Annotated in this window: 12 protein-coding genes; 8 read left to right on the forward strand and 4 right to left on the reverse strand. The window is 57.0% G+C overall.

All coding sequences use genetic code 11. From position 1 onward, the window contains the following. Positions 1-80 precede the first annotated feature (80 nt). The gene (locus GSQ81_RS01530; RefSeq protein WP_158908983.1) at positions 81-2,957 is read right to left on the reverse strand and encodes a TonB-dependent receptor; all 2,877 of its coding nucleotides are present in this window, start codon (positions 2,955-2,957) and stop codon (positions 81-83) included. A 209-nt stretch (positions 2,958-3,166) separates the two neighbouring features. On the opposite strand from GSQ81_RS01530, the gene GSQ81_RS01535 reads away from it, so the two are divergent. The 3 genes from GSQ81_RS01535 (at position 3,167) to uvrA (ending at position 8,454) form a co-directional block, all read left to right on the forward strand. Next, positions 3,167-3,895, forward strand: coding sequence for a response regulator transcription factor (locus tag GSQ81_RS01535; protein WP_158908984.1), 729 nt, complete (start codon positions 3,167-3,169; stop codon positions 3,893-3,895). 2 nt (positions 3,896-3,897) lie between these two features. Further along, positions 3,898-5,286 (forward strand): ATP-binding protein, encoded by a 1,389-nt coding sequence (locus GSQ81_RS20210; RefSeq protein ID WP_256369649.1) that lies wholly within the window; start codon positions 3,898-3,900, stop codon positions 5,284-5,286. 156 nt (positions 5,287-5,442) lie between these two features. Then, the gene (gene uvrA, locus GSQ81_RS01545) at positions 5,443-8,454 is read left to right on the forward strand and encodes an excinuclease ABC subunit UvrA (protein ID WP_158908986.1); all 3,012 of its coding nucleotides are present in this window, start codon (positions 5,443-5,445) and stop codon (positions 8,452-8,454) included. 209 nt (positions 8,455-8,663) lie between these two features. Here the strand turns inward: uvrA and GSQ81_RS01550 are convergent, their stop codons facing one another. Genes GSQ81_RS01550 through arsM form a run of 3 tightly spaced genes read right to left on the reverse strand, consistent with a single transcriptional unit; the run spans position 8,664 to position 11,308 of the window. Further along, positions 8,664-9,959: an MFS transporter gene (locus GSQ81_RS01550; RefSeq protein WP_158908987.1), complete on the reverse strand. Its 1,296-nt coding sequence runs from the start codon at positions 9,957-9,959 to the stop codon at positions 8,664-8,666. 39 nt (positions 9,960-9,998) lie between these two features. Continuing rightward, positions 9,999-10,415, reverse strand: coding sequence for an arsenate reductase ArsC (locus tag GSQ81_RS01555; protein WP_158908988.1), 417 nt, complete (start codon positions 10,413-10,415; stop codon positions 9,999-10,001). A gap of 8 nt (positions 10,416-10,423) precedes the next feature. After that, positions 10,424-11,308 carry an arsenite methyltransferase gene (gene arsM, locus GSQ81_RS01560; RefSeq protein ID WP_158908989.1) on the reverse strand — a complete coding sequence of 295 codons (885 nt, stop codon included), beginning with the start codon at positions 11,306-11,308 and terminating at the stop codon, positions 10,424-10,426. A gap of 76 nt (positions 11,309-11,384) precedes the next feature. On the opposite strand from arsM, the gene GSQ81_RS01565 reads away from it, so the two are divergent. The 5 genes from GSQ81_RS01565 to GSQ81_RS01585 all read left to right on the forward strand — a co-directional run bounded on the left by GSQ81_RS01565 (position 11,385) and on the right by GSQ81_RS01585 (position 15,187). Continuing rightward, on the forward strand, positions 11,385-11,798 hold the full coding sequence (locus GSQ81_RS01565) for a metalloregulator ArsR/SmtB family transcription factor (protein WP_158908990.1): 414 nt from the start codon (positions 11,385-11,387) through the stop codon (positions 11,796-11,798). Positions 11,799-11,972: 174 nt separating this feature from the next. Continuing rightward, positions 11,973-13,355, forward strand: coding sequence for a lipopolysaccharide assembly protein LapB (locus tag GSQ81_RS01570; RefSeq protein WP_158908991.1), 1,383 nt, complete (start codon positions 11,973-11,975; stop codon positions 13,353-13,355). 32 nt (positions 13,356-13,387) lie between these two features. Further along, complete coding sequence (locus GSQ81_RS01575; RefSeq protein ID WP_158908992.1) at positions 13,388-13,855, forward strand: hypothetical protein; 468 nt, start codon at positions 13,388-13,390, stop codon at positions 13,853-13,855. Between the two features lie 31 nt (positions 13,856-13,886). Continuing rightward, positions 13,887-14,423: a hypothetical protein gene (locus tag GSQ81_RS01580; protein ID WP_158908993.1), complete on the forward strand. Its 537-nt coding sequence runs from the start codon at positions 13,887-13,889 to the stop codon at positions 14,421-14,423. A gap of 77 nt (positions 14,424-14,500) precedes the next feature. Then, positions 14,501-15,187 carry a M48 family peptidase gene (locus GSQ81_RS01585; protein WP_158908994.1) on the forward strand — a complete coding sequence of 229 codons (687 nt, stop codon included), beginning with the start codon at positions 14,501-14,503 and terminating at the stop codon, positions 15,185-15,187. Positions 15,188-15,233: the final 46 nt, after the last annotated feature.

Raw genomic sequence — 15,233 nt, forward strand, 5'->3', positions numbered from 1 at the left:
AAGGTTACAGCACTTTCTCGATACTTCCGTAAAGAAACAATAAAGCTTGTCTGGTCTTCTATTACAACTCCATTGCTGGTTTAGAAGTTGAACATCATCTGCAGATCGACGCTGCGGTTTGAAGAGGGAGAGGAGAAAAAGCCTCCGGCCAAAGCATTGGACTTGCCGAAGAGAGTTGAACTTAACACTCCCACCGGCGCTGCAAGATTGACGTTATTGAATACATTTCTGCCCATGGCAGTAAAGGACAGCGAATACTTTCTGGGAACTCCCTGCCCCATAGAAGGAGGACGTCCACCGCTGCTGCTCAACCCTCCGGGGCCAAGGCCGCCGCCGGGACCACCACCGCCAGGACCGCCGCCGTGTCCGCCTCCACCCGGAGGAGGGCCGCCGCCATTATTTCCGCCATTCGATCTTTCTACTCTGGGACCAATTCCAATGGATTTGCTCAAGCGCAGATTCAAGCTCAGTTGGCTCGGTCCATTTCCGAGGTTGTACGGAATACGCGTCGCATCTGCGGCAGGATTCAAATCAAAATTTCCATACTTGGTCTGCATCGTGTCGATGCTTGACGCTGTGGCAAAGGAAGGCCGATCGTTGAACTGGTTGTCGCCATTTAGATCCTGGCCAAGCGTGATGTTGAAGGGCGTACCAGAGTCCATGACGAGAAATGGGCTTAGCGATACTCCAAAGGGGGCCTGATAATTACCCCCCAGCAGGAAGCGGTTGTGAACATCGAAGGTGGAGCGGCCATAGTCTGCCTTGGGGTCAAACTGGTTCGATGGGAAATAATCTACGCCAGAGGTATCTGCCTTCGCATTGTTGAATAGATAGAAACCGAAGAGCGTCAGCTTCTTGGCACGAATATTGAAGTTCGTGATGATCTGATTCTGGTTGTAGACTCCGCCCGATTGATATTGATAGAGGTTCTCATTGATGCCATTGGGCCGCACGCCTGTACCGGTGTCAGAATCATAAGTTCCCGGCAGGAATGCATTAATATTGTCGCTGTACAACTGGTGGACACCGCGAGAATTGATATAGGTCACAGAAAGAGTGGCTACTTTCCCAAACTGGTGCTCGACTCCAATTGCAGCTTGCATATTAACCGGCGCTTTTAGATGAGGCGAAATCTGATAGGTCGTCGGAGCGGCCTGATCGTTGTTCAGCGATTCGACCGACGGCGCATTTTCATAGAAGTCAGGATTCTTCACAATATACTGCTTCTGATTAATGCCATTCTGCCGAACCGCCTGCAGGACATTGCTGTATTGGAACCGATCGAAAAACCACCCGTAGCCTCCTCGAATAACGGTGGGGGGGGCCTTTTTGCCCGAGCCCGCCGGTGCCCACGCGAAAGAGAACCGTGGGCCAAAATCTGCATGGTCGCTGATCTGGTTCTGGCCTTCGTAGCGCAGCCCGTAGCTCAAGGTGAGGTTGGAACGAGCTCGCCAATCGTCTTGAAAGAAGAGGCCTGAATCAAAGAGCTTCACCTGGGCGGAAGGAGTTCCAGCCGTCACCTCGTATTGCGAAGGCTGATGCGCGGCATAAGCGCTGAGAGAAGAGTACGTGTAGTTGCCGTTGAATCCGGACGTCGAATAGTTCGAATCGCGCAACAGCCGCAACCTCGCCCCAAAGTTGATGGAGTGCTTTCCGAGTGCAGCGGTCGTATAGTTTTGTAGTTCGTAGTGGTCCTGGCTGTCGCGCGACGTGCCGGTATTGTTACCGCCGTCGGTGAAAGCGCCCTGCACGGTAACTGTCGGCGTTGTGTTCTCCGGCACCTGATTGTCACGGTCCCGAATATATTGGAATCTCGTCTCATTAATCCAGCGTGCGCCTAGCACCTGGGTATCGCTCATCTGCAGTGTCTGCTCTTCATCTTGCGTGTTGTAGCCTTGCGCCGGCAGAGCAAACTGGGAAACCCCATCGTTCGTGTTCTTAACTCGGTCGTACATGTAGCGAATAGTTAATGTGTTGCTGGGTGTGACCTGGAGATCGAGGCGCGGACTTATATCCAATCGAGATTGCGGATTTGAAACTGCCTGCGAAAAGTTATAGCTCTGACCGGAAGCATCAAGGAGCTCTGCATTCACAATGGAGTTGGCCTGCGTATTACGCTGAAAGGCGCTCATAAACCACGAAGACTTACTGTTCAGCGATCCGCTGATATTTCCCATCAAAAATGTTGAATAATAAGGCGGCTCGCTGGGCACGAAAGTATTAAGCGAGTTGAACGCCGAGTCATTCCCATTCACCATGAACGATCCATGAAGCTTGTCTGTACCGGGTTTGGTAAGAATCTCAATGCGGCCATAGCCCAGCTTGTCGTACTGCGCAGAGAAGGGATTCTGATTAATGCGAATCTCGCGAATGGATGACTTTGGTGGCAACTGACCACCGGTAAACCCGTCAATATAAATTTGCCCACCGCTCGGACCAGCCGCTGGCCCAGCCAGAGCGTTCAGTTCATCCTGCAACTGGTCAGGATCGTCCGACAATGCATCGAGGTCTTTGCCTTTGATGACGATAGCGCCTGCATTATTGTCCGGAGCAACATCGACCCCTGTGCTCTGGCTGCTTACCGTGACTTGTTGCTGATCGACAGCGATGCTAAGGGATATGTTCTTCAGATTGGGCTTCTCCGCTCCCACCTTCACAGTCAGCGGTTCAGGGAGATTAAAACTCTCTGCATCCACGGTAATCGTATAAGTTCCAGGCACCAGTTTCGAAAAGCGGTAGTTGCCATCCGAACCCGATTGCGCTGTGGACGCAGCACCATCCAAACCGGTCACTGTAATTTTGGCATTGGGGATCACAGCTCCGGACGGATCGCTAACAGTTCCGTGCAGCGTTCCGGTCGGAGACTGGGCAAACACTGCAGTGCTTAGAATCCCGATCAAAGCGCTTATCAAGAAGAGAGCGACGATTGCCGATTTTGTAGTTTTGAATGAAAACATTTTTCAATCTCCTGAGCCGCGCCCGAGGACGCATCCGCACTCTCAAACAAGAGGCATACTCAGAAGACTTCAAATAGCCTCCGTACGCGGTCACAATGGGTAATGCCGCGTAACAAAGTGTCACTTCCAACGTGACACTTTGTTACATTTCCAGCACAGTGATTCCGTCAAAATAGGCGTACTCTCGGAGAGGACAGAGTCAAACTTTCATGGAAACGATTCTTCTCATTGACGATGATGTAGACCTATGCACGATGCTCACCGACTATCTGGGGCGTCACGGGTTCCGCATTGTTTCCGTGCATAACGGAGAAGCCGGACTGAAACTCGCGCTCACAGGCAGCTATGCCATGGCCCTGCTCGATGTCATGCTTCCCGGCCTGGATGGCTTTGAAGTTTTGCGCAGACTGCGTTTCTCTTCCTCGATGAGCGTGCTTCTGCTTACCGCACGAGGCGAAGATGTAGATCGTATTGTAGGTCTCGAAATTGGCGCTGATGACTATCTACCCAAGCCGTTCAATCCTCGCGAGCTACTGGCGCGAATCCGGGCAATTTTACGCAGGGGCACACGGGCCGAATCGCCAGCGCTCAACCCGAATCAGGCATCGGATTCTGTTTCAGCACTCGGACTCGAGCTTGATGCATCGGCCCGCACGGTCAGTTGCGATGGAAGGCCGGTCGCGCTTACCGATGTAGAGTTTTCGTTGCTGCAGACACTCATGCGATCTGTAGGCGAAGTTGTTGAACGGGAACGATTGGCTGAAGCGGTTCTGGGAAGAAAGTTACATCCTTTTGATCGCAGTCTGGATATGCACATCAGCCGCTTACGCCGAAAGCTGGAAGAGACTTGCAGCCTGGGTGAAAGAGTCAAGACTATTCGAGGTGTCGGTTATCAGCTTGCAATTCCCGCGACGCACAGAAATCGAGGGGGGCAATAAGTATGCGGGGACTCTTCGCAAAGATCTTCTTTTTCTTCTGGGTCGCTCAAAGCCTCACCTTTATTATCTCGACGACGCTGATCCTGCAGCACCGGTTCACGCGTCCCGATCAGATATTTGACGCACTGGGCATCACTTTAAAAAGTGAAGGTGCGGCAGCAGCGCAGGCCTACGAGCAGGGAGGGTGCAGCGCTTTCCATCAATATGCAAGTTCTCTGCGCCAAAGGATCTATCTCGCCACTCCTCCCGGTAATTTTCCATGCGATGCGGCGAATGCTCCCGAATATAACAAGGCGTTACTAACAGCCGAAAGAAATTCTTCCGTATTCTCGGTCCAGGCAGGCACTCAATATCTTTGGGTAACTAATGTTGTCTCTTCCTCTGGAAAGCAATACCAATTTCTTCTGGCCATCCCCTATCACGCCGAGAAGCGGCATTGGGGCCACGATCTCTGGCACTTTGCCTTTCCACAGTTGCCAGTGGCTATCGTGGTCTTTGGGCTAACCACATTCATCCTGGTGCTCCTGTTGACGAGACCGATAGCAAGGTTGCGTGCTGCCGCAAGAGATCTTGCGCGCGGTCAACTCGACACGCGGATTCCCAGCCAACATGGCGAAGCACGAATCTTCGGTGGAGATGAAATTCAAGGGCTCGAACATGACTTCAACCACATGGCCGAGCAGCTTGAATCGCTTGTCGCCGCCCAAAAGCTGCTGCTTCGCGACGTGTCTCACGAGTTGCGCTCTCCGCTGGCGCGACTGAGCGTCGCTCTGGAGTTGGCCCGAGAAGACGCGCCAGCGGCCATGTCGGAGAATCTGGAGAGAATCGAACGGGAAGCAGGCCGGCTGAATGCATTGATCGGGCAACTCCTCCGTCTCTCGTCTTTGGAGTCAGCCAATGCGACCATCGATAGTGAAGAGTTCAGTCTCAAACACCTTCTTGAGGAACTCCTTCCCGATATCGAATTCGAGGCGCTACAACGGTCCTGCTCGATCAAGCTGGAGGCAACATGCGATTGCATCGTGCACGGCAATTCCGAATTAATTTATCGCGCGATCGAGAATATCGCGCGCAATGCTATCCGATACACAAAAGAAGTATCGTCAGTGGACATGAGCCTGGGCTGCGAGATGCGGGAGGGGCACCGGATCTGCGTACTCAACATCAGTGACCGCGGCCCAGGCTTGCCTGAGAGCGAGCTACAAAATATCTTTAGACCCTTTTACCGGGTCGACAACGCCAGGCAGCGTGATACCGGCGGCTTCGGTATCGGCCTTGCCATTGCAGACCGCGCCATCCGAATACATCATGGCCAGCTATACGCGATCAATCGTGTCGGCGGCGGCATCACCATGGTTGTCACACTCCCCTGCCATGAATTCTCCTCCTGAGAGGCCTTTTCAACCCTGAATCAGAGCTTCGCTGGAAATCGGCTTATGGTAAGCGGAAATTGCCTCCCGCCGTGGCCTATCTGGCCTCTGGACGTTACCTCTCTATTCCATTAATTCGCGCTCAAGCCCGTAATGCCTGAAAATAGAAGTTTGGCCATGAGCGACCTAAAGTCCGAGCAAAAACCCGATCAGATTACAATCCGCGGAGCCCGCACCCACAACCTTAAGGGCATCGACGTCGACATCCCACACAACGCCCTCACCGTCGTCAGCGGCGTCTCGGGCTCGGGAAAATCCTCGCTCGCCTTCGACACCGTCTACGCCGAGGGACAGCGACGCTATGTCGAATCGCTCTCCGCCTACGCGCGCCAGTTTCTCGAACGCATCGAAAAGCCTGACGTAGATTTTATGGATGGTCTCGCCCCGGCCATCGCCATTAAGCAGAAGAACCAGACTCGCAATCCTCGCTCCACGGTTGCGACCGCGACCGAGATCTACGACTATCTCCGCCTCCTCTACGCGCGCTGCGGCACCGTGACCTGCCTGCACTGCGGCGGCATCGTCCGCCACGACACCGTGGACGAGATCGTCTCCACCCTCCTCGCCCTGCCCGAAGGCACACGCACCTACGCCCTCTTCCCCATCCTCCGCGCCGAGATCAAACTCGAGCCCATGCAGGTGCCCACACAGGAAGCAGTAGAAGCAGAAGCCCCCAAGCCCAAAAAGGCCGCCTCAAAAAAATCCGCCAAAGTCACAACCGCTCCCAAAGCCATCGACATCACCGACTCTCTCAAAGAGCGGCTTACCGAACTTCGCCGCCGAGGCTACAACCGCCTCTATCAAACGGGCAAGATCGTCGAATTCTCTACTCCAGAGTCTCTCCTCGAACTCGACTTCACAAAGCCCATCTTCGTTCTCGCAGACCGTCTCGCTATCAGCCCCGACTCCCGCGCCCGCATCGTAGACGCCATCGAGACCGGCTACCGCGAGTCCGGCGAGATCCAGTTCCATACCGTTGCGCGTGAAGACGAAGAAGAGTCGCAGCACCTCCGTTTCAGCGCAGCCTTCGAGTGCAGCACCTGCCACCGCGCCTACCGCGAGCCAGAGCCTCGCCTCTTCTCCTTCAACAATCCCTACGGCGCCTGCCCGCGCTGTCAGGGCTTCGGCAACACCATCGACTTCGACCCCAACCTCATCATCCCCGACAAGTCGAAGACGCTCAACCAAGGCGCCATCGCTCCTTGGACCACCACCAAGTACCGCCCCCACCACGGCGAGATGGTCCGCGCCGCCAAGGCTGCAAAGATTCCTCTCGACACTCCCTGGTACGATCTCACCTCCGACCAGCAGCGCTTCATCGAAGACGGCAGCGGCAGCTTCCCCGGCATCCGCGGCTTCTTCGCCGCGCTCGAACGCAAAAAATATAAGCTGCACGTCCGCGTCTTCCTCTCGAAATATCGCGGCTACGCTCTCTGCCCCGACTGCCGTGGCCAGCGTCTCCGCGCCGAAGCCCGCGCCGTCCTCATCAACGACCGCAACATCTGCGAGACCTCCGCGCTCACCATCACAGGCGCGCAGGAGTTCTTCGACAATCTGCAGCTATCACCTGCACAGGCCGAGATCGCCGGAAAGATCCTCGAAGAAGTCCGTCAACGCATCCACTTCCTGCATCAGGTCGGTCTCGACTACCTCACCCTCGACCGCCTCAGCTCCACGCTCTCCGGCGGCGAATCACAACGCATCCAACTGGCCACATCGCTTGGCTCGCGCCTCGTAGGCGCGCTGTATGTGCTGGACGAGCCCAGCATCGGGCTTCACACTCGCGACACTGCCAAGCTCATCCGCATCATGAAAGATTTGCGCGACCTCGGCAACACCATCCTCGTCGTCGAGCACGACCCCGACGTCATCCGCGCCGCCGATCATCTCCTTGACCTCGGCCCCGGCGCAGGCGAGCTCGGCGGACATCTCCTCGCCTCGGGAACCGTAGCCGAGGTCACCGCCAATCCCAACTCCATCACTGGCCGATACCTCTCCGGCCGAGCCACTATCCCCATTCCCCATGGCCGCCGCGAGCCCGGACGCGAGCACCTCAAACTCACCGGAGCCCGCATCCACAACCTGCGCGGCGTCGATCTCGATATTCCGCTCAACCTTCTCTGCGTCGTCACCGGCGTCAGTGGCAGCGGCAAATCCACCATCGTCCATCAGGTCCTCTACCGAGCACTCATGCAGTCCCTCGGCCAAACCGAAGGCGGCGATCCCGCGCATCTCTACCGCGAACTCTCGGGCACGCAACACCTCAATGACGTCATCCTCGTCGATCAGTCCCCCATCGGCCGAACCCCGCGCTCCAACCCCGTCACCTATATCAAGGCCTTCGACGATATCCGCGCCCTCTTCGCCGCGCAGCCCGACGCCAAGCGAAAGGGTTTCGGCCCCGGCCACTTCTCCTTTAATGTCCCCGGCGGACGCTGCGATGTCTGCGAAGGCGACGGCACCGTGACGGTCGAGATGCAGTTCCTCGCCGACATCGAGCTCCCCTGCGAAGAATGCAACGGTACCCGTTACAAATCCGCCACCCTCGAGATCAAATACAAAAATAAAAATATTTACGATGTCCTAAGCATGACCGTCAAAGAAGCCCTTGTCTACTTCGCCGGCCATCCCAAAATCGTCGACAAGCTCTATGTGCTCGACGAAGTCGGCCTCGGCTACGTCCGCCTCGGCCAATCCGCTACTACGCTCTCGGGCGGCGAAGCCCAGCGCGTCAAGCTGGCCTCGCACCTCGCCACCGCACGCAGCATCACTGGCCGCTCGGGCAACGAAGCCGCAGCCAAAGCGCGCAGCCGCACCCTCTACATCCTAGACGAGCCCACCACCGGTCTCCACTTCGACGACGTAGCGAAACTTCTCGCCGCCTTCCACAAACTCATCGAAGGCGGAGGCTCGCTCCTCGTCATCGAGCACAATCTCGACGTCATCAAATCCGCCGACTGGGTCATCGACATGGGCCCCGAAGGCGGCAGCGGCGGCGGCCAGATCGTCGCCACCGGCACTCCGGAAGAGATCGCCGCCAATCCCGCCTCGCATACTGGCCACTGGCTCGCGCCCGTCCTCCACCTCACTCCGCCACTCACCGAATCAGAGCTTCTGACAACGCCATAGCCGCAATAAGCCGCCGCATCCAAACAAACGCAACCGTTGAAGAAGCTGCTGAAAAAGTTTAAGTTGTGGTCTTTTTGGGGATTAGCGCAGGGCTTTAGCCCTGCGAATAAATCATCGAATACGAGGGGCTTTAGCCCCGGGCTGTTCTCTTTAATCGCCACAACTGACTTTTGAGTACGCTCTGAAAGGCTCGCGAAGACCGCGCAGCCTCAAAGAGCCGAAACGGTAAGGTCGTCGTCCTTCGTCTCCCGAATCAACAACAACCCGAAAAACGTCAGTACGGCCGAGGCCGTGAGATAGTAGCCCACATACTGCAGCCCATAGCTCTTGGCCAGCCAGGTCGCCGCATAAGGCGCGAGCGAAGCTCCCAGAATTCCAGCCATGCTGAACGCAAGCGAGCTGCCGGTATAGCGAACCGGGGTCGGAAACAATTCGGACACTACTGTACCCAGCGGGCCGTAGGTCATGCCCATCAGCGCGAGCCCCAGCGCCATCATCACCGTCGCTCCCACCGTGCCCGCAGTGAAGAGCGGCGCCAGCACAAACCCAAACAGTCCAATCAACACCGTAGCTCCCATCATCACGGGCTTCCGTCCTCGTTCGGCGATCAGCGCAGAGATAGGGATCATGATCGCGAAGAAGAGAATGCCGAAGAGCTGAATGAACAGAAAACTCCCACGACTGTAGTGCAGAGCGGTAGTCCCCCACGACAGCGCAAAGACCGTCATCAGATAAAACAGAACGAACGTCGCCAGGCAGACCAGAATCCCAGCCACCAGCGCACGCGTATGACGACGCAGGACAGTAAAAATCGGAATGCCCACAGGTTCGGCGTTCTGCATCGAGGCCTGAAAGACCGGCGTCTCTGTAATCGTCAGGCGAACATAGAGACCAAGCAGCACCAGCACCGAGCTGGCAATAAACGGCAGCCGCCAGCCGAAGGCGAAGAACTGACTGTCCGTAAGCCAGCGCGAAAGCAGCAGGAAAGTTCCGCCCGAGAGCAAAAAGCCAAGCGGAGCGCCGAGCTGCGGAAACATGCCGTAAAGAGCGCGCTTGTTCGGCGGAGCATTCTCCACCGCAAGCAACACCGCGCCGCCCCATTCGCCGCCCAGCCCGATGCCCTGCCCAAACCGGCAGAGCGCAAGCAGCAAAGGAGCGGCCAACCCAATGAGGCGATACGAGGGCAGAATTCCAATCGCAAAGGTCGAAAGGCCCATCGTAGACAAAGCGATCACCAGCGTTCTCTTGCGGCCGATGCGGTCACCGAAGTGGCCGAAGAGCGCCGAACCGATCGGCCGCGCAAGAAACGCGATGCCGAAGGTGGCCAGTGACTCCAGCGTGGAAGTAGCCGGATCAGAGGACGGAAAAAAGAGCCGGGGAAAGACCAGCACCGCAGCCGTGGCATAGATGTAGAAGTCGAAAAATTCGACGGTCGTGCCAACCATGCTGGCAAAGAGAACCTGGCGCGGCGTATTGATACGCTTTGGTTGCGTTTTTGTAATCATGCTGAAGCTTGCATTCTAGTCGAACGGCGAATGCATTACCTACTTCGCGCCTTGAGCCATGGCGAAACCTTTGGCATTCAGCAGCTCTGAAACCCGGCTTCGAATGTCGTCTCGCACAGTGCGTACTTCATCGAGGGGCCTGCCTTTAGGATCGGGCAGCGGCCAATCATCGCGGCGCAACCCCGGAATATAGGGGCATTGCTCACCGCACCCCATCGTAATGAGCAATTGCGCGTCCCCCGCCAGTGCCTCTGTCAGCTTTTGCGGCTTCGCTTCGCTCAGGTCGATGCCCACCTCGTGCATGACAGCCAGAACCTCAGGATGCACCCGCAGGCCGGGTTCAGTTCCCGCAGATACGGCTTCCGCTTTTTGAGGGTCGGCGAGATGATTGAAGAAAGCTGCTGCCATCTGTGAGCGGCCTGCATTGTGGATGCACGCAAAGATTACCCTGTACATTGCGTCTCCTATACCGTCTTAGGTTTGATGGCGTAGACCTTCACGGTGGCTGCCGCTTCGTTCACGTCATACTGCGAGAGAAGCGTCGTCAGCTCCTCATGCAGCGACGGCTCGTTCGTTGCGGGCGAGCAGCAGGCTTCTTCGATGACCTGAAAGGGACTGCCTGCTTCCATGCCGGGCGAGCAACAGCCTGCCTGGTTTTCGACCTTGGCGTATGCATTCAAGTCGGCTCCGCTGTCTACGATTTCTACATGCTCAAATCCGGCTGCGAGCAGCCCGGCGCGATAGTCGTCAATCAAAATAGCTCCGGCGATGCAGCCGACGTACGCTGCCATACTCTGGGCGACAGCTTCGGGCAGATCGTGTTTCAACGCAATATCACTTAATGCGACGCGACCGCCCGGCTTGAGAACACGCGCAATCTCTCGGAAGACGGCTGGCTTGTCCGGCGCAAGATTGACGACGCAATTCGAGATGATGCAATCGACAGAGGCATCCGCGAGCGGGATCTGGTCAATGGTGGATTGATAGAACTCCACATTGGTATAACCGCCCTTCTGCGCATTCTCACGTGCCCGCTCAATCATCGCTGTCGTCATATCAATGCCGATAGCGCGACCTTCGGGGCCAACCATCCGAGAGGCAAGAAAAACGTCGAGGCCGCCGCCCGAGCCGAGATCGACCACAACTTCGCCCGGCTTCAAGTGGGCCGTTGCCGTGGGGTTGCCGCAGGAGAGTCCCATATTGGCCCCGGCAGGAATCGAAGTCAGTTCTTCGGCACTATAGCCAAAGGCCTCCGCGACCGCCTTCACGCCTGCATGATCGTTCGATAACGTGCTCTCCGCAACCGCGCCGTACTTCGACTTCACCGAATTCAATAGCTGCTCTGACATACCGCCTCCAAAAACATTCGCTTAGGCGACTATATCGGCTGTCAATAAATACGTCAATGCGTATATATTAAATCCCATGGCGACGAAGAAGGCATTTAATATCGAGCGGTTCTTTCAGGCGCTCGGAGACAATACCCGCCTCCGGCTCCTTAACCTCATGGGCGATCAGGAAATTTGTGTGTGCTATTTCGTCGAGATCCTCGGCGCCCCCCAGCCAAAGATCTCCCGCCATCTCGCGTACCTGCGAAGCGCTGGAATCATCTCCTCGCGACGCGAAGGACGATGGATGCACTATCGCATCGTCATACCGCCGCATATCGGTGCATCTCAGATTCTTCGGCAAACACTGGGCTGGCTTAAAGAAGACAAGGGAATGCAGGCAGACAGGGCACGGCTCGCAAAGGCTTGTTGCTCCCCGGCTAAGTATGCCCTCCTCGAAGGCGCTCCTTTGCCCGCAACGATTCATCAGGCATCCGGCGAGACCTGCTAAAGGCAGCTTTCCACACCAAACTCTTGACTGGCCTGTTATTCTTAAATCAGGGAAAGCTGTCGAAGCCCGGCCACTCCAGGCCGGGCTTCCGCACTTAACCCTAGACCGAAGTCCAGACCTAACACCTTATCTTCGAAGACTTTGCGTACTTTAGTCTAGGAGGGGAGTACCACGATGCCGAAGCCGACACACCACAGAACCGCCCCTGCCGTACTGCGCCCCTACCATCTCGGCGTCATGGCATCCGTAATATTTTTTGGGCTCCTCAGCACCAACTCGCTCCGCGCACAGCTCCCCGCCGGAACCACCGACACGACCGCCTCCCAGCCGCAGAACCAATCGGACCTGGACCCTCTTCGCGCCCAGGCCAACGCCGCGCTCGACCAGCATGACTTCCCTGCTGCTCTCAAGCTGCTGACCAACCTTGCCGCTAAGTATCCTAACGACGCCCACCTGCTGTACGACCTTGGCTTTACGCAGGAGTCACTCGACCAGACCTCGAACGCTGCCGACACCTATCGCCGCGCCGCTGCTGTCGACCCCAAGTACTTCGAGCCGCACCTCTCGCTCGGCCTTCTGCTTGCGCGCACCGGCCAGCACGATCAGGCCCGCGCGGAACTCCTGACAGCCACCACGCTGACTCCCTCCACCGATCCCGCGCTCAAGGCCCGAGCCTGGCGCGCCCTCGCCCGGCTCGATCAGACCACCCGCCCCGCCGATGCCAGTAACGAGCTGCTGGAGGCGATGAAGACCTCTCCGGAGACGCCGGACGACATCATCCTCTCCGGTGAGCTTGCCGAAGCCTCCAACGACCTACCCGCAGCGGAAGCCGCGTACCGCCGCCTGATCAGTGCCGATCCGCAGAATGCTGCCGCTACCGCTGCCCTCGTCCATCTGCTGGAGCGCGAGAAGAAAACCGATCAGGCCGAAGCGCTGCTGACCGCGTCGCTTGGCAAAAGTCCTGACGATCCTACGCTTAATGCTCAGCTGGCCAGCCTCTACGACTCTCAGAACCAGCCGGACAAGGCGATTCCCCTCATCGAAAAACTGCACGCCGCCAATCCCAGCGACGCCGGAATCACCCGCCTGCTCGCACATCTGTACAGCAGCAACAGCCAGTTCGAGCAGGCCGCACCACTCTACGCCACGCTGACCAACGACTTCCCCAACGACCCCACCCTGGTCACCGACCGCGCCGACGCCCTGATTCACCTGCGCCAGTTCGCCGAGGCAGAATCGATGCTGAAGCGCACCACCAGCAATCCCTCCGCCTTCGCCACCAAGGACGACCTTGGCCTCGCGGCCAGCCACCTTGCCTTTGCCGCTTCGGCGAACGATGATCCCACCACCAGCTTGCAAGCATTAGCGATTCGTGATAAAGTGCTGCCACAGTCACCGTCGTCTTTGTTCCTGGCGGCGACCGCGCACGACAAGCTCCACCAGGTCAAGGAGGCTCGCGATCTGTACAAACAGTTTCTCTCCGTGGCAAACGGTAAGTTTCCCAACGAGGAGTGGCAGGCCCGCCACCGCCTTGTCACACTCGATCACTCGCGGTAAATCGTAGATAAGCGCTCCCTTCGAGGTGCGTTATGAAATCCATAGCAAGGTACTCCGCCCTTCTCCTCGCCTCAGCATTGTTTCTCCTGCTCACTCCTCCGGTCCATGCTGCCATCGACGAAACCCTTCCTGACGCCCAAACGCTTAATCAGCTCGAACTGCGCGCCGAACAGGCCAACCCTCGCGATCAGTGCTACCTTTACACCCAGCTTGTCCACACCATGACAGAGCTGGCGGTAAAAGAGATGGCTGATGGCGATGACGACCAGGCCAGCGCAACGCTCAAGCAGATCAACCATTACGCTCATCTCATCCAGGTCAATCTGGAACAGAACACCAAGCGGTTGAAGAATGCCGAGATGCTGATGCATCACACGACGCTGCGGCTGGCGCAGGCCCTGCACCTCGCCTCTGAAGACGATCGCACCACGGTACAAGCGACACTCAAGCAACTCGACCTGATTCAGGACCAAATCCTTGACCAGGTCTTCAACCATTAATACAGGATCAGATTTTCAAACCTTATACAGAATGCTGCGACGAATATGCTTCGCCCTCATCCTCCTCGTTCTCCACCCTCCACTGCACGCGCAGGCCAACGATAATGCTCTATCCGAAGCGGAAGTCGAGCAGGTGCGTGAGTCCGCTTACTTCCCCAGTGATCGTGTGCTCGTCTTCGTCAAGTTCCTCGACGACCGTTCCGCCGCTCTTCAGAGCCTCTTTGCCCATCCTCGCCGTCCTGGCCGGGAACAGGATGCGCACGATCTTCTGGAGCAGTTCACCTCGATTGCCGACGAACTCGAAGATAATCTAGACGACTACAGCACGCGCCATAGCGATGTCCGCAAATCGCTGCCAAAGCTGCTGGAGGCTACGGATCGTTGGTCTTCCAACCTTAAGTCTCCACCAGACGACGAGGCCTACAACGTCTCGCGCAAGCTGGCTCTCGAGGCGATTCGCGATCTTCGGGAAGATACTACCGAGATGATTGCTAGCCAGAAGAGCTGGTTTGCGGCTCATCCGCCAGCTAAAGAAGAGAAGAAGGGCCCCATCGATATTCCACGCTAAGAGGGTTCTCAACCGGTTTCGTCGGTGCAAATCGGGGCAAGCCCGCTTGGCAGCCGTGTTAACCTTTTAGTAAGCGTATGTCGTCCGCACTCATCCCTATCTTTCAAGAGCAGTATCGAGATCTGCGCCCGCGGGCTCCGATTCCTCCACTTGATATCCGCTTTCGCCGCTTCACCTCGCTCAACACCACGATTCGACTGCGCGAAGGCCAGCTTCATGTTCGGCTCTCCGATCTGCTGGAGGCGGCACCGGAATCCGTTCATCGCGCCATCGCGCATATCCTGCTGGCCAAGCTTTACAAGAAGCCGATTGCTCCCATTCATGCCGACCGCTACCGGCGCCATGTGTCGTCGGAGGCGGTCTCGCGTCAGGCCGAGCATATTCGGCAGACGCGCGGACGCAAGCGCATCCTTACCCCTGTCGGTCATCACTACGATCTTGATGAGGTCTTCGAGTCGCTCAACACGCGATTTTTTTATGGCCTGCTCGGACGACCCACGCTTACGTGGAGCGCTCACCATGCGCGTCGCATGTTGGGCCACTATGATGCCGCGCACAATACGATTATGGTCAGCCGCGTCTTCGACCGGCCCGATACACCGCGCTGCGCTATCGAATATCTGCTGTATCACGAGATGCTTCACTTGAAGCATCCGGTCCGCGTCAAGGCTGGACGACGTTGCGTCCACTCGCGGGAGTTTCAGGCAGAAGAACGCCTCTTCCCTGAGTTGGAAGAGGCGAAGGCTTACCTGAAACGCATTTAGAGCGGTTCTCCTCCAGATGTAGTTTTGGCAATTCGAGCAAAACGCA

It is taken from the genome of Granulicella sp. L56 (genome assembly GCF_009765835.1).
Classification (GTDB): Bacteria; Acidobacteriota; Terriglobia; order Terriglobales; family Acidobacteriaceae; genus Edaphobacter.